This window comes from Tsukamurella hominis, assembly GCF_965137015.1.
Taxonomy (GTDB): Bacteria; Actinomycetota; Actinomycetes; order Mycobacteriales; family Mycobacteriaceae; genus Tsukamurella; species Tsukamurella hominis.
The window spans coordinates 427227-451345 of sequence record NZ_CBCRZG010000001.1 but is presented as its reverse complement, the minus strand read 5'-3'; the positions used below and the strand labels follow the sequence as shown (position 1 = coordinate 451345).

General features: G+C 72.0%; 21 protein-coding genes. 6 read left to right on the top strand and 15 right to left on the bottom strand.

Annotated features, from left to right (window positions below; genetic code table 11):
- Positions 1-21 precede the first annotated feature (21 nt).
- Positions 22-639, bottom strand: coding sequence for an antibiotic biosynthesis monooxygenase (locus ACM9LD_RS02195; RefSeq protein WP_415675160.1), 618 nt, complete (start codon positions 637-639; stop codon positions 22-24).
- A 143-nt stretch (positions 640-782) separates the two neighbouring features.
- Here ACM9LD_RS02195 and ACM9LD_RS02190 point away from each other — a divergent pair, with 143 nt between their 5' ends.
- The 3 genes from ACM9LD_RS02190 to hutH all read left to right on the top strand — a co-directional run bounded on the left by ACM9LD_RS02190 (position 783) and on the right by hutH (position 4461).
- A complete protein-coding gene (locus ACM9LD_RS02190; protein WP_415675159.1) occupies positions 783-1436 on the top strand; it encodes an ACT domain-containing protein in 654 nt (217 codons plus the stop codon).
- A 113-nt stretch (positions 1437-1549) separates the two neighbouring features.
- Positions 1550-2926 carry an amino acid permease gene (locus ACM9LD_RS02185; protein ID WP_415675158.1) on the top strand — a complete coding sequence of 459 codons (1377 nt, stop codon included), beginning with the start codon at positions 1550-1552 and terminating at the stop codon, positions 2924-2926.
- Positions 2926-4461: a histidine ammonia-lyase gene (gene hutH / locus ACM9LD_RS02180; RefSeq protein ID WP_415675157.1), complete on the top strand. Its 1536-nt coding sequence runs from the start codon at positions 2926-2928 to the stop codon at positions 4459-4461. The genes ACM9LD_RS02185 and hutH overlap by 1 nt, the downstream gene beginning before the upstream one ends.
- 590 nt (positions 4462-5051) lie before the next feature.
- On the opposite strand, the gene hutG is transcribed toward hutH, so the two are convergent.
- From hutG to hutU, 3 genes are read right to left on the bottom strand one after another with little or no spacing between them, the layout of a single operon-like run.
- A complete protein-coding gene (hutG, locus tag ACM9LD_RS02175; protein WP_415675156.1) occupies positions 5052-5984 on the bottom strand; it encodes a formimidoylglutamase in 933 nt (310 codons plus the stop codon).
- A complete protein-coding gene (gene hutI, locus ACM9LD_RS02170) occupies positions 5981-7159 on the bottom strand; it encodes an imidazolonepropionase (RefSeq protein WP_415675155.1) in 1179 nt (392 codons plus the stop codon). The genes hutG and hutI overlap by 4 nt, the downstream gene beginning before the upstream one ends.
- Positions 7159-8826: a urocanate hydratase gene (gene hutU / locus ACM9LD_RS02165; protein ID WP_415675154.1), complete on the bottom strand. Its 1668-nt coding sequence runs from the start codon at positions 8824-8826 to the stop codon at positions 7159-7161. Before hutU ends, hutI begins: the two co-directional genes overlap by 1 nt.
- A gap of 157 nt (positions 8827-8983) precedes the next feature.
- Between hutU and hutC the strand changes: the two genes are divergently transcribed.
- Positions 8984-9733, top strand: coding sequence for a histidine utilization repressor (gene hutC / locus ACM9LD_RS02160; protein WP_415675153.1), 750 nt, complete (start codon positions 8984-8986; stop codon positions 9731-9733).
- Between the two features lie 6 nt (positions 9734-9739).
- On the opposite strand, the gene ACM9LD_RS02155 is transcribed toward hutC, so the two are convergent.
- The 3 genes from ACM9LD_RS02155 to ACM9LD_RS02145 all read right to left on the bottom strand — a co-directional run bounded on the left by ACM9LD_RS02155 (position 9740) and on the right by ACM9LD_RS02145 (position 13594).
- Positions 9740-10516: an IclR family transcriptional regulator gene (locus ACM9LD_RS02155; RefSeq protein WP_415675152.1), complete on the bottom strand. Its 777-nt coding sequence runs from the start codon at positions 10514-10516 to the stop codon at positions 9740-9742.
- Between the two features lie 10 nt (positions 10517-10526).
- Positions 10527-12650 (bottom strand): NAD-dependent DNA ligase LigA, encoded by a 2124-nt coding sequence (ligA, locus tag ACM9LD_RS02150; protein ID WP_415675151.1) that lies wholly within the window; start codon positions 12648-12650, stop codon positions 10527-10529.
- Between the two features lie 80 nt (positions 12651-12730).
- Entirely contained in the window at positions 12731-13594 is an 864-nt protein-coding gene (locus ACM9LD_RS02145; protein ID WP_415675150.1) for a TIGR03619 family F420-dependent LLM class oxidoreductase, read from the bottom strand.
- A 277-nt stretch (positions 13595-13871) separates the two neighbouring features.
- Between ACM9LD_RS02145 and ACM9LD_RS02140 the strand changes: the two genes are divergently transcribed.
- Together ACM9LD_RS02140 and ACM9LD_RS02135 are read left to right on the top strand one after the other, a co-directional pair.
- Entirely contained in the window at positions 13872-16148 is a 2277-nt protein-coding gene (locus ACM9LD_RS02140) for a hypothetical protein (protein ID WP_415675149.1), read from the top strand.
- Between the two features lie 52 nt (positions 16149-16200).
- Positions 16201-16602: an MmcQ/YjbR family DNA-binding protein gene (locus ACM9LD_RS02135; RefSeq protein WP_415675148.1), complete on the top strand. Its 402-nt coding sequence runs from the start codon at positions 16201-16203 to the stop codon at positions 16600-16602.
- 7 nt (positions 16603-16609) lie between these two features.
- On the opposite strand, the gene ACM9LD_RS02130 is transcribed toward ACM9LD_RS02135, so the two are convergent.
- The 8 genes from ACM9LD_RS02130 to ACM9LD_RS02095 form a co-directional block, all read right to left on the bottom strand.
- The gene (locus ACM9LD_RS02130; RefSeq protein WP_415675147.1) at positions 16610-17131 is read right to left on the bottom strand and encodes a hypothetical protein; all 522 of its coding nucleotides are present in this window, start codon (positions 17129-17131) and stop codon (positions 16610-16612) included.
- 93 nt (positions 17132-17224) lie between these two features.
- Positions 17225-17605 carry a hypothetical protein gene (locus tag ACM9LD_RS02125; protein WP_415675146.1) on the bottom strand — a complete coding sequence of 127 codons (381 nt, stop codon included), beginning with the start codon at positions 17603-17605 and terminating at the stop codon, positions 17225-17227.
- Between the two features lie 26 nt (positions 17606-17631).
- A complete protein-coding gene (locus ACM9LD_RS02120) occupies positions 17632-18960 on the bottom strand; it encodes an ammonium transporter (protein WP_415675145.1) in 1329 nt (442 codons plus the stop codon).
- 17 nt (positions 18961-18977) lie between these two features.
- Positions 18978-19982, bottom strand: coding sequence for a uroporphyrinogen decarboxylase/cobalamine-independent methonine synthase family protein (locus tag ACM9LD_RS02115; RefSeq protein WP_415675144.1), 1005 nt, complete (start codon positions 19980-19982; stop codon positions 18978-18980).
- On the bottom strand, positions 19975-21072 hold the full coding sequence (gene mnmA, locus ACM9LD_RS02110; RefSeq protein ID WP_415675143.1) for a tRNA 2-thiouridine(34) synthase MnmA: 1098 nt from the start codon (positions 21070-21072) through the stop codon (positions 19975-19977). The genes ACM9LD_RS02115 and mnmA overlap by 8 nt, the downstream gene beginning before the upstream one ends.
- Complete coding sequence (locus ACM9LD_RS02105; protein ID WP_415675142.1) at positions 21072-22277, bottom strand: cysteine desulfurase family protein; 1206 nt, start codon at positions 22275-22277, stop codon at positions 21072-21074. The genes mnmA and ACM9LD_RS02105 overlap by 1 nt, the downstream gene beginning before the upstream one ends.
- Positions 22278-22341: 64 nt before the next feature.
- Positions 22342-23214 carry a lysophospholipid acyltransferase family protein gene (locus ACM9LD_RS02100; RefSeq protein WP_415675141.1) on the bottom strand — a complete coding sequence of 291 codons (873 nt, stop codon included), beginning with the start codon at positions 23212-23214 and terminating at the stop codon, positions 22342-22344.
- A 2-nt stretch (positions 23215-23216) separates the two neighbouring features.
- Positions 23217-24017 (bottom strand): GNAT family N-acetyltransferase, encoded by an 801-nt coding sequence (locus ACM9LD_RS02095; RefSeq protein ID WP_415675140.1) that lies wholly within the window; start codon positions 24015-24017, stop codon positions 23217-23219.
- Positions 24018-24119 lie beyond the last annotated feature (102 nt).

The window sequence follows — 24119 nt, the reverse complement described above, 5'->3', positions numbered from 1 at the left end:
CCGTTCTTGCTCAGCTCGAGATCAGGTGAGCGAGCGGCGCTCCAGCCACGGCTTGATCCGCGCGGTCACCCACGGCAGCACGAGGAAGACCATGAGCGGGGTGTTGATCAGCGTCGCGATCAGGGTGCGGCCGGCGAGGCCCCAGCCGTGCGCGGGCAGGAAGGTCAGGTGCGGCAGCACCAGGAAGTTGATGAGCAGCGACAGCGGGAAGAAGCCGAGCCAGATGGCGACGGCCTGCTTCCACCGCGGCGGAACCTTCGCCACCGGGGCCGCGACAGGCCCGGCACCGTCGGACTGCGGGGAGAACCAGCCCTCGATCCCGGACAGGCGGTGCGTGGCGGTCTCGACGGCGAGACCCTCGCACCGCTCCAGCCAGTGCTTACGCACCCGGGAGCGCTGCCAGTCGTCGAGTTCCTCGTCGGAGGCGAAGCGGTAGATCACGAAGTAGAGCTCGGGGTCGTCCGCCGACCGGACCCACCCGCCGCCCAGGAAGCCGCGGTAGGTACGGGCCAGCGCGATCCCCGCGTCGGTCCAGGCCAGGAATTCGTGTTCGCGGCCGGGGGCGATGCGTCGGGCAACGGAGGTCAGCGAGGCCTTGTGGGCCGCTCCTGCCTCCGACCGGGTCTCGGTATGGGGCATGCGTACCAGTGTCGGGGCCGACGGTCCGCGACACCAACCGAGGCGGTGTGATGTTCGCGACGTCCCCGCCGGTCCGTCACAGGCGACGGGCCGCGCCCGGGCGGAGTCAGCGCCACACGGGGCCGGGTGCCACAATCGGAGGCGTGTCCTACCTCCTACGCGTCCGCCTCACCGACCGTCCCGGCAGCCTGGGTTCCCTGGCCGTGGCCCTCGGCTCGGTGGGCGCCGACATCCTCTCGCTCGACGTCGTGGAGCGCGGCGAAGGCTTCGCCGTCGACGACATCGTCGTGGACCTCGGCCCGCAGTCGCTGCCGGACACCCTGATCACGGCGGCCGAGGCCCTGGACGGCATCACCGTCGATTCCATCCGCCCGTACGCCGACGTGCTGGACACGCACCGCGAGCTGGAGCTCATCGACCACGTGGCCGGTGCCGGCCACGATCAGTTGCAGATGCTGACCGACCAGGTGCCGCGGGTGCTGCGCGTGGGCTGGTGCGCCGTTCTCGGCAACACCCCGGAGACGTCGTGGCCCGTCTTCGGCTCGTCGGGTCTGCCGGAGACGCCGCCCGAACACCTCGACTTCCTTCCGCTCAGCGGCCCCGTCGCCCTCGACGCCGAGGCCGACTGGGTGCCGGACGCCTGGCAGCAGCTCGACACCAAACTGGCCGCGGCACCGCTGGGCGCGATCGGCAAGGTCGTGCTCGTCGGCCGACCCGGGGGGCCCGACTTCCGCCCGTCCGAGGTGGCCCGGCTGGGCTACCTCGCGGGGATCGTGGCGACGGTGCTGGTCCGCTAAGTCCCGCCGTGCCGGATTCGACCGGGCCAGGTCTTGCGCATTTGTATAGACAGCGCTATACATACTGCAGTGTGACCCGCCACACATTTCCGCACGTCCGCTAAGGAGTCCCCTTGAGCGACCTCGGCTCCCCCCTGGTCCGCGGCCTGTCCGCGCGCCACATCCGCTTCATCGCCCTGGGCTCCGCGATCGGCACGGGCCTGTTCTACGGCTCCGCGTCGGCCATCCAATCCGCCGGCCCCGCGGTCCTCGTCGCGTACGTCATCGGCGGCGCCGCGATCTACATCGTGCTGCGCGCCCTCGGCGAGCTGTCGGTCCGCAACCCCGTCGCCGGCTCGTTCGGCGAGTTCGCCTCCGCGAACCTCGGCCCGCTCGCCGGATTCATGACGGGGTGGACCTACATCTTCGAGATGATCGTCGTCGCGCTCGCCGACGTCACGGCGTTCGGCGTGTACATGGGCTTCTGGTTCCCCGACGTGCCGCGCTGGATCTGGGTGCTGTCGATCATCTTGTTCATCGCCGCCGTGAACCTGGTGGGCGTCAAGACCTTCGGCGAGCTCGAGTTCTGGTTCACCCTGATCAAGATCGCCGCGATCATCGCGATGATCGCCGGCGGCATCGCCGTCCTCATCTTCGGCTTCGGCCTGCACGACACCTCGCAGGGCGTGTCCAACCTGTGGTCGAACGGCGGCTTCTTCGCCACCGGTCTCGGCGGCTTCCTGGGCTGTTTCGCCATCGTCATCTTCGCCTTCGGCGGCAGCGAAATCATCGGCATCACCGCCGGCGAGGCGAAGGATCCGGAGAAGACCATCCCCCGCGCGGTCAACACGGTGCCGATCCGCATCCTGCTGTTCTACGTGCTCACCCTCGCGGTGATCATGGCGATCATCCCGTGGAACGAGATCACCAAGGACCGCAGCCCCTTCGTGCAGATCTTCGAGGCCCTGGGCGTCGGCCCCGCTGCGGCGGTCCTCAACGTCGTCGTCATCACCGCGGCGCTCTCCGCGATCAATAGCGACGTCTTCGGCGCCGGCCGCATGCTCTACGGCATGGCGCAGCGCGGGCAGGCACCACAGGCCCTGACCAAGGTGTCGCGGAACGGCGTGCCCTACCTCACCGTCGTCATCATGGCCGGGGCGCTGCTGGTGGGCGTCGTCCTGAACTGGCTGATCCCCGAGAACGTCTTCGCGGTGATCGCCTCGATCGCCACCTTCGCCACCATCTTCGTCTGGCTGATGATCCTGGCCGCGCAGTACAAGGCGCGCCGCTCGATGACGCCCGACCAGGAAGCGGGCCTGACGTTCCCCGTACCGCTGTGGCCCTACGGCCAGCTGATCACGATGGCCTTCCTCGTCTTCGTCACCGTCCTGCTCGCCTTCCACGCGGACACCCGCGTGGCCCTCTACGTCGGCGCGGCCTGGCTGGTCATCCTGGCCGTCGCGTTCCGCCTCCTCCCCCGCACCCCGAAGATCGAAATGGAGAAGATCTGATGAGCACCGTCACCGTCGGCCTCGGCCCCGTCAGCCCCGAGGACGTCCTGCGGGTCGCCCGCGAGGGCGCCGCCGTGGAGCTGTCGCAGGAGTCGCTGGACGCGATGGCCGCGACCCGCGCGCACATCCGCGCGCTCGCCGACAGCCCGGAGCCCGTCTACGGGGTGTCCACCGGCTTCGGTGCGCTCGCCACCCGGCACATCCCCACCGAGCTCCGCAAGCAGCTGCAGCGCAGCCTGATCCGCTCGCACGCCGCCGGCTCCGGGCCGGAGGTCGAGCGCGAGGTCATCCGCGGCCTCATGCTGCTGCGTCTCTCCACCCTCGCCACCGCCCGCACCGGCGTGCGCCCCGAGGTCGCGAAGGCCTACGCAGCGCTGCTCACCGCCGGCATCACCCCCGTCGTGCACGAGTACGGCAGCCTGGGCTGCTCGGGCGACCTCGCGCCGCTGGCGCACTGCGCGCTCGCCGTCATCGGTGAGGGCACGGTCCGTACGGCCGACGGTGCGCTCGTCCCCGCCGCGGAGGCCTTGGCCGCCGCCGGCATCGAGCCCGTGGTGCTCGAGGAGAAGGAGGGACTCGCCCTCATCAACGGCACCGACGGCATGCTCGGCATGCTCGTCATGGCCTGCCACGACCTGCGCGGCCTGCTCAAGCTCGCCGATATCACCGCGGCGATGAGCGTCGAGGGCCTCATGGGCACCAACCGGGTCTTCGCCGCCGACCTGCAGGCCCTACGGCCGCAGCCCGGCCAGGCCGTCGCGGCCGCGAACATGACGCGCCTGCTCGACGGCTCGCCGATCGTCGCGAGCCACCGCGAGGACACCACCGTGGTGCAGGACGCCTACTCGCTGCGCTGCGCCCCGATCGTGACCGGCGCCGCCCGCGACACCGTCGCGCACGCCGAGACCGTGGCCGGCTACGAGCTGGCCGCCGCCGTGGACAACCCCGTCATCACCCTCGACGGCCGGGTGGAGTCGAACGGCAACTTCCACGGCGCACCCGTCGCGTACGTGCTCGACTTCCTCGCCATCGTCGCCGCCGACGTGGCGTCCATGAGCGAGCGGCGCACGGACCGGTTCCTCGACAAGGCCCGCAACCACGGGCTGAACCCGTTCCTCGCGGACGACCCGGGCGTCGACTCCGGCCACATGATCGCCCAGTACACGCAGGCGGCGATCGTCTCCGAGCTCAAGCGTCTCGCGGCGCCGTCGTCGGTCGACTCGATCCCCTCCTCCGCGATGCAGGAGGACCACGTGTCGATGGGCTGGTCCGGGGCGCGCAAGCTGCGCCGCGCGATCGACGGCCTGACCCGCGTGCTGGCGATCGAGGCGCTGACCGCGGCCCGCGCCATCGACATGCGCGCGCCGCTGCAGCCCGCCGCGCCGACCGGCGCCGTCCGCGACCTCATCCGCAGCCGCGTCGAGGGTCCCGGTACGGACCGCTACCTCGCCCCCGAGATCGAGGCCGTCGTCGAGCTCGCCACATCCGGCGCGCTCGTGGCCGCCGCGGAGAAGGTCGCGGGCGAACTGGCGTGAGCCTCGCTCCGGATTCGGCACAGCGGAAGGTGTCGTCGCCACGGTAGCCATGCGTTTCACGCATGGCTACCGTTTCCACAGGTGAGAACGGTTTTGGGGGCCGGGTCCATGCGTCTCGCGCATGGGTGGGGCACCGCCGCCGGAACCATCCCGGCGGAGCATTCGTGGCGTCCGGTGGGGGACCGAACGCCGCTCGGGGGTCAACCGGTCCCCTGCCGAAAGCGCGGCTTCCCGTGGGGGNTCGAACGTNGGGCGCGCGGATCGGNGTCGCGCGGGGGACGAAACGCAGCGGGAAGCTGTGCCCGGCGGGTTTTGCACGGGCCGGCGCGCGGGCGCAGCACGGTGCCTCGCCCACTGGACGGGACGTACGCAATGCATCCGCGACCGCCGATCCCCGGCTCGCGGAGACCGCCCGACAAGGGAGGCCTGAGTGCCACGATCGAAATAGTTCGTGCACAGCAGGTTTCGAGCCATGCATGGAACGCATGGCTGTGCGGATCGACTATCGGCCCACCTCCGGTGCACGAGTGGAACGCGGCGCGAGGGACCCGGGCCGGACGGTCCGCCGCGCCGCGCGTTCAGCCCCTCGCTCAGCGGCGGGTGACGATGCGGTGGATGAGGCGGGCGGCGGTTCGGGCCGTGCGGTTGTCCACATCCAGCGACGGGTTGAGCTCGGCGACGTCGAGGAGGCGGAGCTTGCCGCTCGCGGCCACCACGTCGCACACCCGCGAGATCACCTCGAGCGGCACTCCCAGGCCCGCCGGCGCGGAGACGCCGGGGGCGACGGCCGCGGGCAGCACGTCGAGATCGATCGTGAGGTACAGCGCGTCGATCCCGCCGAGGAAGTCCTGCACGAAGCGCTCCACGGCCGGCATCGACAGCACGCCGCACTCGTCGTCGAGGAGGTAGCGCACGCCGAGGCGCTCGGCCTCGTCGAACAGCGCGCGGGTGTTGCCCGGCTGCGAGATCCCGACGACGACGTAGTCGAGCCTCCGTCCGGCGGCCTCCTCAGCGATCGCCATCTGCCGGAACGGCGTGCCGGAACTGGGCCGCGGCGCCACGCGAAGATCGAAGTGCGCGTCCAGGTTCAGGACGCCGAGGCGCCCGCCGTCGGCGACGATCCGCGAGTCCGCGATGCCCAGATAGCTGCCGTAGGCGACCTCGTGGCCGCCGCCGAGGACGACGGGGAGGCCGCCGTCGTCGAGGACGGACGTCACCGCGGCGCCGAGCCGCGCCTGCCCCGCCTCGAGATCGTGGTCGCCGGTGACGATCACGTCGCCGAGGTCCGTGACCGCGAGATCCGCCGCGAGAGACAGTGTTCCGAGCGCTCCGCGCAGCGCGGCGGGGCCCGCGGCGGCCCCGGGCCGACCGAGGTTGCGCACCACGCCGGCGTCGCTCGAGAAGCCGATCAGCGAGGTCGCGCCCGGGACCGGACCGGAACCCATGGCGGAGTGCCAGCGCAAGTGCTCCGGGCCGGGACCGTCGTCGCGTCCCGTCCAGGCCGACGGTGCCCGGTCCGTCATCGCCCGACTCCGGCCGAGAACACCTGGGATACCAGCGGCACGCCGGGCCGGTAGGCCAGGTGCAGGTGCGACGGGGCGTCGAGCACCGTCAGGTCGGCCCGCATGCCGACGCGCACGGCCCCGACGTCGGTGCGCCGCAACGCGGCCGCGCCGCCGGCGGTAGCGGCCCACACGGCCTCGTCCGGGCTCATGTGCATCTCCCGCACCGCGAGCGCGATGCAGAACGGGATGCTCGTGGTGTAGCTCGTGCCCGGGTTGCAGTCGGCCGCCAGGGCGACGGTGACGCCCGCGTCGAGCAGCGCCCGCGCGTCGGGGTACTTGTTGCGGGTGCTGAAGTCCGCGCCCGGCAACAGCGTCGCCACGGTGCTCCCGCCCGCGAGGGCCTCGACGTCGGCGTCGGTGGTGTAGGTGACGTGATCCACCGAGGCGGCGCCCAATTCGACCGCGAGCCGCACGCCCGCGCCGTACGAAAGCTGGTTGCCGTGCACGCGCGGCACCAGTCCCGCGGCCATGCCGGCCGTGAGCACCGCGCGGGACTGCTCCTCCGTGAAGGCGCCCTCCTCGCAGAAGACGTCGATCCACTTGGCCCGCGGCGCGCACGCCGGGATCATCTCGTCGATGACCATCGCGACGTAATCATCCTGCCGCCCCGCGTATTCGGGCGGCGCGACGTGCGCGGCGAGCAGGGTCACCTCGTCGGAGACGCCCGCCGCGACGTCCAGGCTCCGCGACTCGTCGAGCACCGTCTGGCCGTACCCGGTCTTGATCTCCAGCGTGGTCGTGCCCTGCGCCCGCGCCTCGGCCGCGAGCCGCGCGGCGTTGGCCGACAGCGCCTCGTCGGACGCGGCGCGGGTCGCGGCGATCGTGGTGCGGATGCCGCCGGCGCCGTACGCGGCACCGGTCATCCGGGCCGCGAACTCCTCCGCCCGGTCGCCACCGAAGACGGTGTGCGAGTGGCTGTCCACGAATCCCGGGAGCACGGCGCGGCCCTCGACGTCGATCCGCGTGCCGGCGGCACCGTCGGGCACGCGGGCCGACGGGCCGACCCACTGGACGGCACCGTCGCCGATGACGACGGCGGCGTCGCGGATCAGCCCGAGCCGCCCCTCCCCCGTCTCGGGGTCGTTGGTGACGAGGGAGCCGATGCCGTCGACGACGGTCCAGCCGGACGACATTAGCTCTCCTGCATGGGGATGCGGACGCCGCGCTCGCGGGCGACCTCGTTCGCGTACTCGTAGCCCGCGTCGGCGTGGCGGATCACGCCCATGCCCGGGTCGTTCGTGAGCACGCGCTCCAGCTTCTGCGCGGCGAGATCGGTGCCGTCGGCGATGCACACCTGGCCGGCGTGGATCGAGCGGCCCATGCCGACGCCGCCGCCGTGGTGGATGGACACCCAGGACGCACCCGACGACGTGTTGACCAGCGCATTGAGCAGCGGCCAGTCGGCGACGGCGTCGGTGCCGTCGGCCATGGCCTCGGTCTCGCGGTAGGGCGAGGCGACGGAGCCGGAGTCGAGGTGATCGCGGCCGATGGCCAGGGGGCCGATCTCGCCCGCGGCGACCATCTCGTTGAACTTGACGCCGGCGCGGTGCCGCTCGCCGTAGCCGAGCCAGCAGATGCGGGCGGGCAGGCCCTCGAAGTGAACCTTCTCACCGGCCATCGTGATCCACCGCTTGAGGTGCTCGTTCTCGGGGAAGAGCTCGAGGATCGCCTTGTCTGTCTTGGCGATGTCCTCCGGGTCGCCGGAGAGCGCGGCCCAGCGGAAGGGGCCGAGGCCCTCCTCGAACAGCGGCCGGATGTAGGCGGGCACGAAGCCGGGGAACTCGAAGGCGCGGTCGTAGCCGCCCTTCCGTGCCTCGTCGCGGATCGAGTTGCCGTAGTCGAAGACCTCGGCGCCGGCGTCCTTGAACCCGACCATCGCCTCGACGTGCGCGGCCATCGACTTCTGCGACTCCTCCGTGAAGTACGCGGCGTCCTTCTCCGCCATCTTCTGCCAGTCCTCGACCGCGATGCCGACGGGCAGGTAGGACAGCGGGTCGTGCGCGGAGGTCTGGTCGGTGACGATGTCGATCGGGGCCTTACGCGCGAGCAGCTCCGGGAACACCTCGGCGGCGTTGCCCACCAGGCCGATCGACAGCGGCTCGCGGGCGTCGCGCTTGGCGATCGCCAGCTCCAGCGCCTCGTCGAGGGTGGCGGCCTTGGTGTCGAGGTAGCCGTGGGCGATGCGGCGGTCGATCCGCGACTCGTCGACGTCGACGCAGATCGCGACACCGTCGTTCATGGTGACCGCGAGGGGCTGCGCGCCGCCCATGCCGCCCACGCCGGCTGTGAGGGTGATGGTGCCCGCGAGGGTGCCGCCGAAGCGCTTCTTCGCGACGGCGCCGAAGGTCTCGTAGGTGCCCTGCAGGATGCCCTGGCTGCCGATGTAGATCCACGAGCCGGCCGTCATCTGGCCGTACATCATCAGGCCCTCGGCCTCGAGGTGCCGGAAGTGCTCCCAGTTCGCCCAGTCGCCCACCAGGTTCGAGTTGGCGAGCAGGACGCGCGGCGCCCACTCGTTGGTGCGGAAGACGCCGACGGGCTTGCCGGACTGGACCAGCAGGGTCTCGTCGTCGGCGAGGGTCTTGAGGGTGGCCACGATGGCGTCGAAGGCCGCCCAGCTGCGGGCGGCGCGGCCGGTGCCGCCGTAGACCACGAGGTCGTCCGGGCGCTCCGCCACCTCGGGGTCGAGGTTGTTCATGAGCATGCGCATCGCGCCCTCCTGCTGCCAGCCGCGGCAGGAGAGCTCGAGGCCGTGCGGGGCGCGCACGGGACGGGCGCCGGCGGAGAAGTCGTGAGTCATGGAGGCGAGTCCTCTCGAGGGGACGGAAGTGCTGTCGTGATCCATGACACACGGCATCCACCCACTGCGGCCAGGCACGGCACCGTCGCGTCTCGCATCCGAGACACCATCTGCGGGGAAGCCCGCCGGGTAGTGTGCTCACCGAGGAGGTTCCACGGTGACGATTGCGGACACGGAGGTCGCTTCGCTCTATCGTGCGCAGCGGCTCCCCGGGCCGGCGTACCGCCGCCTCAAGGAGCTCGTCGTGGAGCAGATCGCCAACGGGCACTGGACAGAGGGCCAGCAACTGCCCGCCGAGACCCTGCTCGCCACGTCGCTCGGCCTGTCCCGGATGACGGTGAACCGCGCGCTGCGCGAGCTCACCGCCGAGGGCCTCGTGGTGCGCACCGCCGGCGTCGGCTCCTTCGTGGCGAAACCGAAGGCCAGTTCCGCGCTGTTCGAGGTGCACTCGATCGCCGACGAGGTGGCGGCGCGCGGGCACCGGCACCGCGCCGATGTCCTCACCCTGACAGCCGAATCCGCGGACCCCCGCGGCGCCGCGGATCTCGACGTCCCCGAGGGCGCCGAGGTCTTCCACTCGGTGCTGGTGCACTTCGAGGACGACCGCGCGATCCAGCTCGAGGACCGGCTCGTGGTCGCCGCGGAGGCCCCCGACTACCTGAGTCAGGACTTCACCCACCGCACCCCGCACGACTACCTCATGGAGATCGCACCGCTGATGCGCGGCGAGCACGTGGTCGAGGCGGTCACGCCGACCGCGGAGCAGGGCCGCCTGTTGCAGCTCGGCGAGAACGAGGCCGGCCTGATGATCCGCCGCCGCACCTGGTCCCGCGACCGCGTCGTCTCGGTCGCCCGACTCCTGCACCCCGGCACCCGGTACCGGCTCGAGGGCGTCTTCGACGCGTAGCCGCGACTACTCCGGCGCGCGCCCGGAGATCCTGGCCGTCAGCCGGGCCGCGCCCTCCCGCAGGACCTCCCCGACGGTGCCGGGCTCTGGGAGGGCGAGGTGCCGTCGCCACGTGGTGGAGAGCGCCGCGACGGGATGCCCGCTGTGGTCGAAGACCGCGGCACCCACGGACCGGAGCCCCGGCGTCACGTCCTCCACCTCATCGGACCAGCCGCGCTCCCGCGTGTCCGCGAGGAGCCGGCGCAGCTCCGCAAGCGTGCGCGGACCACGGCCGGTGCGGCTGACCAGCGCCGACGACCGCGTGTACAGGGCCGCCACCTGAGCGTCCGGGAGCGCGGCGAGGATCGCTCGGCCGTTGGCGGTGAGGTGCGCCGGGAGCCGTACACCCACGTCGGTGATGAGTGAGACTTCGGCCGCCGGACCCGAGGAGGGCCGCTCCTTGAGCAGGTACAGGGTCTCGTTGCCGTGCAGTACGCCGAGGTGCACGGCCTGCCCGAGCTGGATCGCCAGCCGGTGCAGGATCGGCTGCGCGAGCCGCTCCAGCGGGGCGTGCCGCAAGTAGGCCGAGCCGATCTCGAAGGCGGTGACGCCCAGTCCGTAACCCTGTTGCTCGGGCAGATGCACCACGAAGCCGCGGTCCTGCAGGACCGTGAGGATGTGGTACACCGACGACCGCGGCAGGTCGAGCTCCCGCGCCAGGACGGCCGCCGACACCGGCCCCGGCTTGCCGGCCAGGAGCAGCAGGATGTCGAGGGCGCGGCCCACCGCGGGCGAGGCGCTCATGCCCCGGCGCTCACTCCGCCGCCGGCCCCTCGGCGACCGGCTCCTCGGCGACCGGCTCCTCGGCCGACGGTGGCCGCACCGCGTCCGGGCCCTCCGTCAAGAGGGTGGTGAAGCCGTCCTCGTCGAGGATCTGGACGCCCAGTTGCTCCGCCTTGTCGGCCTTGGAACCGGGCGCGTCGCCGATCACGACGAAGGCCGTCTTCTTCGAGACGCTGCCCGCGGCCTTGCCGCCGCGCACCAGGATCGCCTCCTTGGCCTCGTCTCGCGAGTAGTTCTGGAGCGAGCCCGTGACCACGATGGACAGGCCCTCGAGGGTGCGCTGCACCGACTCGTCCCGCTCGTCCTCGAGGCGCACGCCGGCGGCGCGCCACTTCTCGACGATCTCGCGATGCCAATCGACGGTGAACCAGTCGATCACGGCCTCGGCGATCGTGCGCCCCACCCCGTCGACCTCGGCGAGCCGGTCGACGTCGGCCTCCGCGATCGCGTCGAGGCTGCCGAACTCCTGTGCGAGGGCCCGGGCGGCCGACGGACCCACGTGTCGGATGGACAGGCCCACGAGGACGCGCCACAGCGGCTTGTTCTTGGCCACATCGAGATTGGTGAGCAGGCGCACCGCGTTCGCCGAGAGGGTGCCGCCGTCGTTGGTGAACAGCGGGACCTGCAGCAGGTCTTCCTCGGTGAGCCCGAAGACGTCGCCCTCGTTGTGCAGCACCGGCGACGCGGTGAGCGCGGAGGCGGCCTCGTAGCCCAGCCCCTCGATGTCGAAGCACGTGCGCCCGGCGAGGTAGAAGAGCCGTTCGCGGAGCTGGGCCGGGCAGGTCTCCGTGTTGGGGCACCGGATGTCGGCGTCGCCCTCCTTCGACGGGGCGAGGGTGGCCCCGCACTCCGGGCAGGTGACGGGCATGACGAAGGCCCGCTCCGTGCCGTCGCGCAGGTCCACGACCGGGCCGAGGACCTCGGGAATCACGTCACCCGCCTTGCGGATCGTGACAGTGTCGCCGATGAGAACGCCCTTGCGCTCCACCTCGGAGGGGTTGTGCAGCGTTGCGAATTCCACCGTCGAGCCGGCGACGGTGACCGGCGCCATGTAGGCGTACGGCGTGACCCGTCCGGTGCGCCCGACGTTCACGCGGACGTCGAGCAGCTTGGTCGTCACCTCCTCCGGCGGATACTTGTAGGCGATGGCCCAGCGCGGCGCGCGGGAGGTGGCGCCGAGGCGGCGCTGCACGGAGATCTCGTCGACCTTCACCACCAGGCCGTCGATCTCGTGCTCCGGGTCGTGCCGGTGCTCGCCCCAGTAGAAGACGCGCTCCACCACTGCGTCGGCTCCCGACACCTGCTTGGTGTGCGCCGACACGGGCAGGCCCCAGGCCGCGAGCGCGCGGTAGGCGTCGTGCAGCGAGGTCGGCGACCACTCCCCCTGGATCCGCCCGAGCCCGTGGCAGATCATCCCGAGGCGGCGCCGCGAGGTGATCTGCGGATTCTTCTGGCGCAGCGACCCGGCGGCGGAGTTACGGGGATTGGCGAAGGGCGGCTTGCCCTCCGCGACGAGACCGGCGTTGAGCTCCTCGAAATCGGCGAGGCGGAAGAAGACCTCGCCGCGCACCTCGAGCACCTCGGGGATCGGGAACTCGCCCGACGGGGTGAGCACGTGCGGCACGTCCCGCAGGGTGCGCGCGTTGAGCGTGACGTCCTCGCCGGTGCGGCCGTCGCCACGGGTGGCCCCGCGCACCAGGGAGCCGTTCTCGTACACCAGGTTGAGGGCGACGCCGTCGATCTTCAGCTCGGTGAGGAAGACGACCTCGCCGCCGACGTCCTTCTGCACGCGGGCGATCCAGTCGCGGAGCTCGCCCTCGTCGAAGACGTTGTCGAGGCTCATCATCCGCTCGAGGTGGTCGACCGCGGTGAACTCCGTGGAGAAGCCGCCGCCCACCAGCTTGGTGGGCGAGTCCGCGACGGCGAGCTCCGGGAACGCCGACTCCATCTCCTGCAGGCGGCGCAGCAGCGCGTCGAACTCCCCGTCGGACAGCACGGGCGCGTCCTGCACGTAATACCGGAACTGGTGCCCGCGCACCTCCTCCGCGAGTTCCTGCCATGCGCGGCGGTCGTCCTCGGTCAGCTCCTTCGACATGCCCTGAAGATTAGTCGCTGGCACTGACGAGTCGTCGCGGCTCCACGCCGGTCGCCGGTCCCGTCGTCAGCCGGCCGCGGTCAGCCGGCCGCTGCGCCGACGGCGTCGGCCAGGCGGCGGAGGTACTCGCCGGCGGCGGCCTCGTCGGAGTCGACCGCGGGGTACAGCACGTCGGTGACTCCGGCCTCACCCCAGCGGGCCAGCCGGTCCCCGTCGGGACGGCCGTCGAGCGCGACGATGCGGGGCGCACCGTCGCGCCCGTGCTCCCGCCACACCTCGGCGAGCCGGCGGGCGGCGTCGGTGATACCCCGGTCCTGCGGGGTGGTGATCCAGCCGTCGGCGTTCTTCGCGATCCAGGTGAAGTTCTTGTCGGTGGCTCCCGCACCGACGAGCACGGGCACCGATCCGGTCGGCTTGGGCCACGCCCAACTGGGGCCGAAGGAGACGAACTCGCCGTCGTACTCCGCCTCCTCGTCGCGCCACAGCGCACGCATCGCCTCGAGGTACTCGCGGAGCATGGTCCGGCGCCGGCCCGCGGGCACGCCGTGGTCCGCGAGCTCGTCGAGGTTCCAGCCGAAGCCGACGCCGAGCGAGACCCTCCCGTTCGAGAGGTGGTCGACGGTGGCGATCGTCTTGGCGAGCGTGATCGGATCGGCCTGCACGGGAAGCGCGACGGCCGTCGCGAGCTCGATCCGCTCGGTGACCGCCGCGGCCGCCGCCAGTGTGGTCCACGGGTCGAGGGTGCGGAGGTAGCGGTCGTCGGGGAGCTCGGCCGTGCCCGTGCCCGGGTGCGCCGCATCGCGCCGGGTGGGGATGTGCCCGTGCTCCGGTACGAAGTAGGACGTGAAGCCGGCCGCCTCGATCAGCGGCGCGAGCCGCTGGGGCGTCAGGCCCCGATCTGAGGTGAACTGAACGATCCCCGTGCGTACGCCGTGTTCCCGCATCCTCGAATTAGAACATGTTTCACTCCGCGAGTGCACAGAAGTCCGATGGATTCACCACGACGACGTTCAGACTCGCCAGAGTGCCAATCGGGAGAAATCGTGACACAGATCACGCCTTGCGTTAGCGTCCCCACTGACAGCGTCTGTTGTCGCCACCAACGAACTGGGTAGTTTCAAGAACGAGGAAGCCCACATGATGATCGATAATTCACCAGCTTCGCCGACCCAGCAACCGAACCGGGCCGCCCGCCGCGCACGCCGCGTGGCTAGTCATCGGATGATTCGCCGACGGACCGGTTGGCGCACCGGGGTGGTCGCCGTCGCCGCGACCGCATCACTGGTGGGCACCGTCGGAGCGCCTGCGGCGTCCGCCGCGGAGACCCGAGCGCCGTTCGACATCACGATCGGCGGCACGAGCCTGCGCGACCTGGGCATCGACATCACCAAGCTCGACCCGTCGAACCCCGATCTGAGCGGGATCGACTTCCAGAAGGTGCTGGGGCTGCTCGACAACCCGGCGGTCGCCAAGCTCGTCGAGTCCTGCCGCACCGGCGCCCTCGGCACCGGCGGCGGCGGAGCGAACGTCGACTGCGGTGGCGCGACCGGCACCGGCGCCGCCATGATCCTCCCCGGACGCATCGATCTCGCCAGTATCGCCGATCAGGTGACGATCGACCTCGGCCCTCGCGCCGGCGCGCTGGGCTTCTACGTGCCCATGGGCGTACAGACCCCGTTCGGGATCCTCAGCGTGCTCGCGGCGAAACCCACCGGACTCGCTGCGATCGGCCTGGGGTTGGCAGGGCTGAGTGACATCGACCCGTTCGCCATGGGCCGCTACCAGACCCTGGACCAGATCAAGGCCGCGGCCGCGCTGCCGGTCGTCATGCAGGGCATCTTCATCCGGACGGACAAGAACCTGGCGGCGCGCACCGAGGCATTGAAGATCGCTAGCCTGCTCACCGGCGTCACCTACGACTACACGAAGCCCACGATCATCGACGCGGCCCTGCCGAACCTCATCGGGAAGTCGACCATCCTCGGCGACGGATTCACCTTCGCACTCGCCATGAACGGCGGCACTGCCCTGGCCCGGACCAAGAACAAGCTCGCCCTCGCGCTCGCCGGGGCCGACGGCGTCGACGCGACCTCGAACGCCTACGCCGACCTCGGCCTGGCCCTGGCGCTCAACATGAACACCAGCAAGGTGGGCCTCGACTGGTTCGGCACGCCGCTGAGCTTCGACAAGATCCAGGACTCGAAGGTCATCGAAAGGGTCCTCACCTTCGCGAAGAACCTCAATATGCTGCCCGCCGGGCTGAACATCGACGCCGCCACGATCAACGAGTTGATGGACACCGTCGACAAGCTCAAGCTGCCGGACCTGAAGGAGGTCAGCTGCCTCGGCGTGGGCACGTCCGCCTCCTCGTCCGGGCTCGGCGAATGCAGTAACACCCTGGGCCTGTTCGACTACTACAAGGACCTCCGCACCGCGAAGGACGGCCAGAGCCGCCAGACCCAGTGGGGCCTCACCGATCCGACGTCACTGTTCCTGGGCAAGGGCAACGCGCTCAGCCAGGTCCTCACCCCCGGCGTACTCCAGCTGCTCACCGCCGTCGCCGGCGGCGATCTCAGCAAGGTCCCCTTCACCGAGCTCACCGGCCTGATGGAGAACCCGTTCGTCAAGGACGCCATCGCCGCTCTCCTCTCCGAGGAGAAGCGCCTCAAGGTGACCAACGACTTCCTCCGGCTGACCAAGGACGTGCGCACCACCGAGACGTCCCACGCGGTCGTCGACGAGAACGGCGCCCCGGTCCTGGACGAGAACGGCAAGCCGCGGGTCGACGTCAGCTCGACGACGACGACCAGCTACCTACTCACCAGCGACTACGGACTGCGCTCGCCGATCACCGTGGACTGGATGGGCTACCGCCTCACCGTGTTCCCGTCCGCGGAGGTCAACGGCACCGTGCGGCCGAACTACCTCGGCCTGCCCACGATCACCAAGATCGATGGTGCCGCGCCGAGCCTGCTCCCCCGCGTCGGACTGATCGAGCTGGCCAACCCCTTCGGCCTCGGCACCATCCCGATCACGCCGCTCGCGCCGTTCACCGCCCTCGACAGCTGGATCAAGAGCGTGACCATCAAGGACGACGTCGAGCGGATCGGCACGCTCATCCCGCTGGCGCAGCAGGCGCTCGGCGGCCGGACGCCGGCCGCCGCAGAGCCCGCAGCACCCGAGGCGCCGGTCGCTGCCGCGGCGCTCGCAGCCCCGGCCGACGACGCCCCGGGGACCGTGGTGACCTCCGGCGGGGCGCCCGCAAATCCCGCCATATCGGCGGAGTCCGGGCCGACGGTCACCCCTGCCGCCGAGGCGTCCGAGACGGGTGCTCCCGACGCCCCGTCGACCGGATCCACGACGCCGCCGGAGACGGAGACGTCCCCGGAGCCCGCCGCCGAGGCCCCCGCGACGGCGGCGGAAGCCACCGTCGAGCCGGAGACGGCGGAGGCGGACACCGTCGACACCGACACCCTGGAGACCACCGACGCGGCCTGACCGGGTCCGAACACGCGGATGGGGCATGCCGCCGAGCGCTACGCTCGGCGGCATGCCCCATCCGATCATGTTCTCCGACGACGATCCGGCGCTCGCCCGGGTGCGGGAGATCGCGCTCGCGTTCCCGGAGGCGACCGAGAAGATCGCCCACGGACGCCCGACCTTCCGGTGCGGCAAGATGTTCGCGGTGTACGGCGGCGGCACGAAGAAGACCGCCACGCGGCCGCACGAGCAGCGCAACACCAGTGTGCTGTTCATCGCCGATCCCGCCGAACGCACCGCGCTCGAACAGGACGAGCGCTTCTACCTCCCCGCGTACATGGCGTCCGCGGGCTGGCTCGGCGTGGACCTGACGATCGGTGCCGTCGACTGGGACGAGGTGCGCGAGCTCGTCGACGCGAGCTTCCGGCAGATCGCGCCGAAGCGCGCGATCGCCGCCCTCGACGGGGACTGAGCCCCGGTCAGAGCCCCGGGCCCTGCTCCCGCAGGTCGTCGACGTCCTTCATGGCCTGCCGCAGCTGCCCGAGCCAGTCCTCCGTGTGCTCGCCGACGAGCCGCACGCACCAGGCCAGCGCGTCGGCGCGCGAACGCGCCACCCCGGCATCGACCAGCGTGTCCAGCACCAGGCGCTCGGGCTGCCGCAGCCGCGTCATCACCGGGATCGCCTGGTGGGTGTAGAGGATCGTCTCGGATCCGGTGTCCACGCCCCAGGAGACGCGCCGCTGGTACCGCTCCTGCGCCTCGTCGGCGATGCGCATCCGCTTCTCGCGCGTCTCCTCGCGGAACCGCGCGGCGCGGCCCTCCCGCTGCGCGGTGGAGTCCTCGCCGCCGGCCGGCAGCGCGCCGACCACGACGATCTCCTCGCGGTCGACGGTGACGGTCGGCGGACCGTCGAACCAGCCCTCCGGGAGTCGTCCGGCGAACCATTCGCCCGCGTCCTTCGCGTCCGGCACCGCTCCGCGCGGTCCTCGTCCTGCCATCATGGGAGACCTCCTCAGTCGGTCCTGATTACATGATTACATGATTACTCAGGGCGTGGCAGGCTGTCGAGGAAGATCGCCGAGAGCGGAACGCGCCTACCGGCGCGTGAGCGTGATCGAGGGCAGGCGCAGCTCGTCGCCCTGCAGCGTGGCCGTCTCGCTCGACCCGCGGCGGTCGCGGAGCACCACCTGATCCCCGTTCACCGTGTAGTTCCCACCGTAGGCGTTGACCTGGCCGCGCAGGTCCTCCTCCCACGTCCCGTCGGCGGCGAGCCGGACGACCCAGTCGCCGTTCGCGTACGTGCCGGGGACGTGCGCGGGGATCGCCGCGGCCGACTGCGGGGGCACCGAGGCGGAGGAGGACGCGGGGGCAGGGGTGGAGGCCGCGTCCGAGCCCGAGTTCGAGGAGCATCCGGCGAGCGCGCCCGCGGCGATCAGGGCAACGACGAGGGCGGTGAAACGGTGCGATCCGGTCATAGCGGCACGATACCTTTGCGGCAGCATCAGCGTCCGGGTTCGAGCCGCCCGCCGCGCACCACGTAAAAGTCGTAGGCGGACTCGGCGTGCAGGCCGTCGTCGAGGCCGTCGGCCTCGTGCTGCGGGTCGGCCCGGAGCCCGATGGTCGCCTTGAGGGCCAGTCCGATGAGGAGGGTGACCACCATCGCGTAGCCGAGGACCGCGATCACCGCGACGGCCTGCCGCCACAACTGGTCGACGCCGCCGCCGTACAGCAGGCCGTCGCGCCCGGCCGGGGCGGAGGCGCTGCCGACCAGACCGATCATGAGCATGCCGACGACGCCGCTGACCAGGTGCACGCCCACCACGTCGAGCGAGTCGTCGTAGCGCCAGCGGTACTTCAGCTCGATCGCGTACGAGCTGATCGCCCCGGCCGCGGCGCCCACCGCGAGCGCGCCGATCGGCGTCACCGCCGAGCATGACGGCGTGATCGCCACCAGCCCGGCCACCACGCCGGACGCGGCACCGAAGGACGTCGGCTTGCCGTGCCGCACCTTCTCGACCACCAGCCAGGACACCATCGACACCGCGCCGGCCCCGAGGGTGTTCACCACGATCAGCGCCGCCGCGCCGTTCGCCGCCAGCGTCGAGCCGGCGTTGAAGCCGAACCACCCGAACCACAGCAGACCCGCCCCGAGCATGACGAAGGGCAGGTTGTGGGGTCGCATCGGATCCCGCGGCCAGCCCGCGCGGCGCCCCAGCAGGAGCGCCATGACCAGCGCCGAGGCGCCGGAGTTGACCTCCACCGCGGTGCCGCCGGCGAAGTCGATCGCCTTGAGGTGTTCGACGATCCAGCCGCCGTGCTCGGCCGTGAGGCCGGGGACGGAGAACACCCAGTGCGCGACCGGGAAGTAGACCAGCGTCGCCCACAGCGCGGCGAAGACGAGCCAGGAGACGAACCGCATGCGGTCGGCCACCGCGCCGGCGATCAGGGCGACGGTGACCATGGCGAAGCCCGCCTGAAAAGCGACGAACAGCAGCGCGGGAACCTGCCCGACCAGCGGCACCGCGCCCGCGTCCGAGCCGTCGGCACCGAACGCACCGAGCAGGCCGCGCAGGCCCGCGAACGTGGTCGGGTCGCCCACGACGCCGCCCCGGTCGGGGCCGAAGGTCATCGAGTAGCCGAAGGCCACCCACAGCAGCCACACCACCGGGATGGCGGTGAGGCACATCATCATCATGTTGAGCACGCTCTTGCTACGGACCATGCCGCCGTAGAACAGGGCGAGGCCCGGGGTCATCAACAGCACGAGCGCGAACGCGGCGAGCAGCCAGGCGGTATCTGCACCATCGACTGCCCCGGTGGTCGGGAACATCGCCGAAGTGTAGCGGGCTACTCCGCCGAAGCCTCCGCCAAGACGGCGCGAATCTCCTTGCAGGCGTCGAGAATCGGTCGAATTCCGGGCGAACCGGGCGAACCGCACACGGGGGTGACGGTGGCGCGGGTGAGATCGCGGCGCGGCAGGCCGACCTCGTCGTAGAGGCGGATCGCCGGGGCGGCCAGGTCGGCGGGCGAGCGACGACGCGGCGCCGGTGTCGCCGGTGCGAGGCCGAGCCCCACGACCGTGCGCGACTCGGCGAGCTCGCCGAAGCCCTCGTAGTCGGTCGCCGTCAGGCGGGTCGCGTCGAGCAGCGCACCGTCGATGGGGACGCGCCGCACGACGTCCCAGTCGATCCGGCCGCAGAGGTGCAGAAGGACGGGCGCATCGACGGCTTCGACGACGGACGCGAGGATCTCGGCCGCCTCGGGCGCGGGGACGGCCCGCACCGGATCGAGCTTGGTGAGCGCGGGGACCGTCCCGTGCACGACCGACCACAGCGACGGCTCGTCGAGCTGCAGCACCACGTCGGCGCCGAGGCGCCGACGCAGGTCGGCGACGTGGCGGACGAGGCCCTCCGCGAGGGAGGCGGCGACGTCGCGCATCGCCCCGCGGTCCCGGGCCACGCGGTGCCCGTTCGGCAGCTCCAGCCCGGCCGCGAGGGTCAGCGGGCCCGCGACCTGGGTCTTGACCAGGCCACCACCCCGCCGCCGCGCGACCTCGTAGGCCTCCTCGAGGGCGTCCAAGTCGCGCTCCAGGTAGTCGGCGGTGAGCCGCGCGACGCGCCCGTCGGGGACGCCGATCCGGTACCCGGTGGTGGAGACGTCGAACCCGATGTCGACCAGGAGCCCGGCGCCGCGGCCGATCATGTCGGCGCCGATCCCCCGGTTCGGTAGTTCGGGCAGGAAGGGCACCTCCAGCTCGCCCACGACGGTGGCGGCCGCCTCGCGCGGGTCGGTGCCCGGTACCGAGCCGATCCCCGTCACTCCCCCGACCAGCGGCGCGAGGGGATCAGACATGCGCGGCGTCGTGCGCGGTCGAGCGGATCGTGCCCGACCCGAGGACCAGGTCGCCGCGCTCGGCGTCCGGCGCGTACAGCACCGCGGCCTGCCCGGGGGCCACGCCGCGCAGCGGCGTCGCCAGGTCCATGACCAGCCGGTCGCCGTCGGCGGACACCGTGACCGGGGCGAGCCCGCCGTGCGCGCGGACCTGCACCATCGCCTCGACGGGACCCGACGGTGCGCTCCCGGACGTCCACACGGCACCGTCGGCGACGATGCGCGTGACGTCGAGGCGCTCTCCGCGCCCCACGGTGACGTCGCCGGTGGTGGCGTCGATCGCCGTGACGTAACGGGGCTCGCCGTCGCGGGCGGGGCCGGGCAGGCCGAGGCCCTTGCGCTGGCCGATGGTGAACTCGTGGACGCCGGCGTGCTCGCCGAGGCGCTCGCCGGTCTCGCCGTCGACGACGGCGCCGGGCCGCACGCCGATGCGGGCGCCGAGGAAGGCCTGGGTGTCACCGGACGGGATGAAGCAGATGTCGTGGCTGTCGGGCTTGTCCGCCAGGGCGAGGCCGCGGCGGGCGGCCTCCTCGCGGATCAGCGGCTTCGGGGTGTCGCCGACCGGGAACAGCGCGCGGGAGAGCTGCTCGGCGGTGAGCACCGCGAGCACGTAGGACTGGTCCTTGTCGGCGTCCACGGCGCGGCGCAGCTCGCCGCCGGACAGGCGCGCGTAGTGGCCCGTGGCGACGGCGTCGAAGCCCAGCGCGTAGGCCCGCTCCGCGAGCGCGGAGAACTTGATCTTCTCGTTGCAGCGCAGGCACGGGTTCGGGGTCTCTCCCGCGGCGTAGGCGGCGACGAAGTCGTCGATCACGTCCTCGCGGAAGCGGTCGGCGAAGTCCCACACGTAGAACGGGATGCCCAGCACGTCGGCGGCGCGGCGGGCGTCGCCCGCGTCCTCCTTGGAGCAGCAGCCCCGCGAGCCGGTGCGCAGGGTGCCCGGCGCCTCCGACAGCGCGAGATGCACGCCGACCACGTCGTGACCGGCCTCGACGGCCCGCGCCGCGGCGACGGCGGAATCCACGCCGCCGCTCATCGCGGCCAGCACGCGCATCAGCTGGCCCCCGTGAAGCTGAGCCCGGCGGCGCGGGCGCGGTCGACGACCTGGCCGAGCAGGTCGAGCACCGCGTCGACATCGGTCTCCGTGTTCTCGGGGCCGAAGGAGAAGCGCAGCGAGCCCCGCGCGACGCCGGGATCGGCGCCCATGGCCTCGAGGACGTGGCTGACGCGCGCGACACCCGCGCTGCACGCGGAACCCGTGGCGCACTCGATCCCGCGGGCGTCGAGCAGCATGAGTAGGGAGTCGCCCTCACAGCCGGCGAAGGAGACGTGGGCGATGCCCGGCAGCGCGGGGATCCCGTGCGCGGCACCGCCGTTGATGACGGCGCCCTCGAATCCGCGGACGCCCGCGATGAGGCGATCGCGCAACGCGGCGCGACGCGGCGACTCCTCGTCCATCCGGCCGATCGCGACCCTGAGCGCGGCCGCCATGCCGGCGGCGCCGGCGACGTTCGGCGTGCCGGAGCGCAGGTCGCGCTCGTGGCCGCCGCCGTGGGCCAGCGGCACGAGGACCACGCTGCGGCCGATGAGCATGGTGCCCACGCCCTGGGGGCCGCCGAACTTGTGCGCGGCGTTGGTGAGCACGGCGAGACCGCTGGCGTCGAAGTCGATGGGCACGTGTCCCGTGGCCTGAGTGGCGTCGGAGTGCATCGGGACGCCGTCGCGGGCGCACTCGGCGGCCAGCTCGGCGATCGGTTGCAGCGTGCCGACCTCGTTGTTGGCCCACATGACGCTGACCAGCGCGACGGTGCCGGCAGCCTCGTCGAGCGCGGCGCGCAGGTCCGCGGGGTCGACCAGCCCGCGGTGGTCGACGGGCAGCAGGCGCACCACGGCGCCTTCGTGCTTACCGAGCCACTCGATCGCGTCGAGCACGGCGTGGTGCTCGATCGCGGAGGCGATCACGGTGACCGCGGCGGGGTTCTCGGCGCGACGGGCCCAGTACAGGCCCTTGACGGCGAGGTTCACGGCCTCGGTGCCGCCGCCGGTGAAGATCACCTCGGAGGGGCGGGCGCCCAGGTCTCGAGCGATGGACTCGCGCGATTCCTCGAGGATGCGGCGGGCCCGGCGGCCGGAGCCGTGCTGCGAGGAGGCGTTGCCCGGCCGGGCCGCGGCCTGCGCCATCGCCGCCAACGCCTCGGGCACCATCGGGGTGTCCGCGGCGTGGTCGAGGTAGACGGGGTTCTCGCGGTCGGGAGTCATCGCGTCCCAAGAATACGCGCGACGACGGCGCCACCGATATCGGCGGTCCTCCACCTCTCCGCGCTCAGGCCGCGAGCGGCAGCGGCGCGGCGGCGTTAGAGAACTCGGCGTCGGCGAAGACGGCCGCCTCGGCCCGCGCCGCGAGCGCCCCGCGGCCCGCGGGCACCCACTGACCGGCGTCGATCACCTCGGTCGCGTGCACCCGCACCGCGACGCCGCGCGCCGCGATCACGCGGGAGAGCGTGCCGATCTCGGTGTCGGACCCCACGTAGGCCGCGACCGTGCTCTGCCGCGCGCCGCGCGCGGGACCTGGCAGCCGCATCGAGTAGCGCAGCGAGACCGGCACCACGTCGGCGCGGGCGTCGATCGCCGCCTGGAAGAAGGCCGGCCGGAACTCACCGCGGTGGGCCCCGCAGTAGGTGGTGCCCTCCGGGAAGAGGGCGACGGTCCCGCCCCGTCGGAGCAGGTCCGCGACGTGATCGACGGTGGCCGGTAGCTCCCGCAGTCGCTCGCGCCGCAGCGGGATCGCGCCGAAGGCGCGCATCAGGGCCGCGATCGGCCGGACGTCGAAGATGTCGGCCTTGGCGACGAACGCGGCGGGCGCGATGGAGGCGATGGCGACGATGTCGAGCAGCGACTGGTGGTTGGCGACCACGAGGGAGCGCAGCGGCACGTTGCCCACGGGCTCGACGCGCATGCCGAGCGAGAACAACATCGCCCGCGCTCCGCCGCGAATGACGACGCGGCGGGCGGTGGCGCCGCAGGGGTACGCGAGCGCCAGCGCGAGCAGGCCGGCCACCATCACCGCGACGAGCGCGGCCCAGCGCACGGCCCGCAGCCAGGCCGCGGTTTCTTGCGGCTCCCCGGCGGAGCAGGCCCCGTCGCACGGAGACGTCTGCTGCCAGGGGTGCCGGGTCAGTTCCGCGACGGGAATCATCGCTAGAGGCTTCCCGCCGCCTGCTGCAGGCGTTCGAGGTACCGCACGTTGAACCGGGTGCGGTCGATGATCATCGGGAAGTCGGCGACGTCGAAGACCGGGTCGAAGCTCGGGGCGCCGAGGATCTCCGCGTTCATCCGCAGGTAGCCGGTGACGAGCGGCGGGAAGGTCCGGCGGGAGGCGGGCTCCGCGGTGATCTCCTCGACCGGGGTACGCGGGGTGACGACCCACTGGGCGCGATGCTTGGCGTCGACCAGCTCGCGGACCGCGCGGACCGTCGCGCCGCGGCCGTAGCCCTCGTACTGCATCGGGACGCTGACCGCGCCCATCGCGTAGCGGATGCCGCGCAGGTCGCTGTAGGCGAGCAGGCCGGCCCACATGAGACACAGGACGCCGCCGGTGCGGTGGTCGGCGCGGACGCAGGCGCGCCCCATCTCCAGCGTCTCCGGGCGGATGTGGTCGAGGGCGCCGAGCTCGAACTCGGTGGCCAGGTACAGCCCGCCGGCGGCGATCGCGCCGGGCGGCGGAAGGATCCGGTAGCAGCCGACGATCGCGTCGCTGGGCTTGTGGCGGATCACGAGGTGGTCGCAGAACTCGTCGAAGCGGTCGGCGTCGCGGCCGTCGACGACGCCGGCCATCGAGGCCTCGAAGCCCGGCTCCGAGCCGAAGACCTCGTAGCGCAGCCGCTGCACCGTGTCGACGTCGTCGGCGCGGGTGGTGAGCACCACCTCGTACTCGGCGCCGTGGATCAGGATCTCGCGTGCGGGGGTCCGGCCGGTGAGCAGTGTTCCCGGTGTACTCATGACCTCACAGTGGGCCGGTCAGGCGACCTGCCGGTGAACCGCGACCGAGCGGGTCGGTGAATCCTGTGAGAACGCGGGTGAATAGCGGGCTACGCGCCGGTG

Coding starts and splice junctions, on each gene's coding strand:
- mnmA (WP_415675143.1), bottom strand. CDS start 21,072: ATGCGCGTGCTGGCCGCGATGAGCGGCGGCGTGGATTCCGCCGTCGCC.
- hutH (WP_415675157.1), top strand. CDS start 2,926: ATGAGCACCGTCACCGTCGGCCTCGGCCCCGTCAGCCCCGAGGACGTC.
- hutI (WP_415675155.1), bottom strand. CDS start 7,159: ATGTCGTCCGGCTGGACCGTCGTCGACGGCATCGGCTCCCTCGTCACC.
- ACM9LD_RS02105 (WP_415675142.1), bottom strand. CDS start 22,277: ATGACTCCCGACCGCGAGAACCCCGTCTACCTCGACCACGCCGCGGAC.
- ACM9LD_RS02130 (WP_415675147.1), bottom strand. CDS start 17,131: ATGATGGCAGGACGAGGACCGCGCGGAGCGGTGCCGGACGCGAAGGAC.
- ACM9LD_RS02115 (WP_415675144.1), bottom strand. CDS start 19,982: ATGTCTGATCCCCTCGCGCCGCTGGTCGGGGGAGTGACGGGGATCGGC.
- ACM9LD_RS02195 (WP_415675160.1), bottom strand. CDS start 639: ATGCCCCATACCGAGACCCGGTCGGAGGCAGGAGCGGCCCACAAGGCC.
- hutU (WP_415675154.1), bottom strand. CDS start 8,826: ATGACTCACGACTTCTCCGCCGGCGCCCGTCCCGTGCGCGCCCCGCAC.
- ligA (WP_415675151.1), bottom strand. CDS start 12,650: ATGTCGAAGGAGCTGACCGAGGACGACCGCCGCGCATGGCAGGAACTC.
- ACM9LD_RS02140 (WP_415675149.1), top strand. CDS start 13,872: ATGATTCGCCGACGGACCGGTTGGCGCACCGGGGTGGTCGCCGTCGCC.
- ACM9LD_RS02100 (WP_415675141.1), bottom strand. CDS start 23,214: ATGATTCCCGTCGCGGAACTGACCCGGCACCCCTGGCAGCAGACGTCT.
- ACM9LD_RS02135 (WP_415675148.1), top strand. CDS start 16,201: ATGCCCCATCCGATCATGTTCTCCGACGACGATCCGGCGCTCGCCCGG.
- ACM9LD_RS02095 (WP_415675140.1), bottom strand. CDS start 24,017: ATGAGTACACCGGGAACACTGCTCACCGGCCGGACCCCCGCACGCGAG.
- ACM9LD_RS02145 (WP_415675150.1), bottom strand. CDS start 13,594: ATGCGGGAACACGGCGTACGCACGGGGATCGTTCAGTTCACCTCAGAT.
- ACM9LD_RS02125 (WP_415675146.1), bottom strand. CDS start 17,605: ATGACCGGATCGCACCGTTTCACCGCCCTCGTCGTTGCCCTGATCGCC.
- hutG (WP_415675156.1), bottom strand. CDS start 5,984: ATGACGGACCGGGCACCGTCGGCCTGGACGGGACGCGACGACGGTCCC.
- ACM9LD_RS02120 (WP_415675145.1), bottom strand. CDS start 18,960: ATGTTCCCGACCACCGGGGCAGTCGATGGTGCAGATACCGCCTGGCTG.
- ACM9LD_RS02155 (WP_415675152.1), bottom strand. CDS start 10,516: ATGAGCGCCTCGCCCGCGGTGGGCCGCGCCCTCGACATCCTGCTGCTC.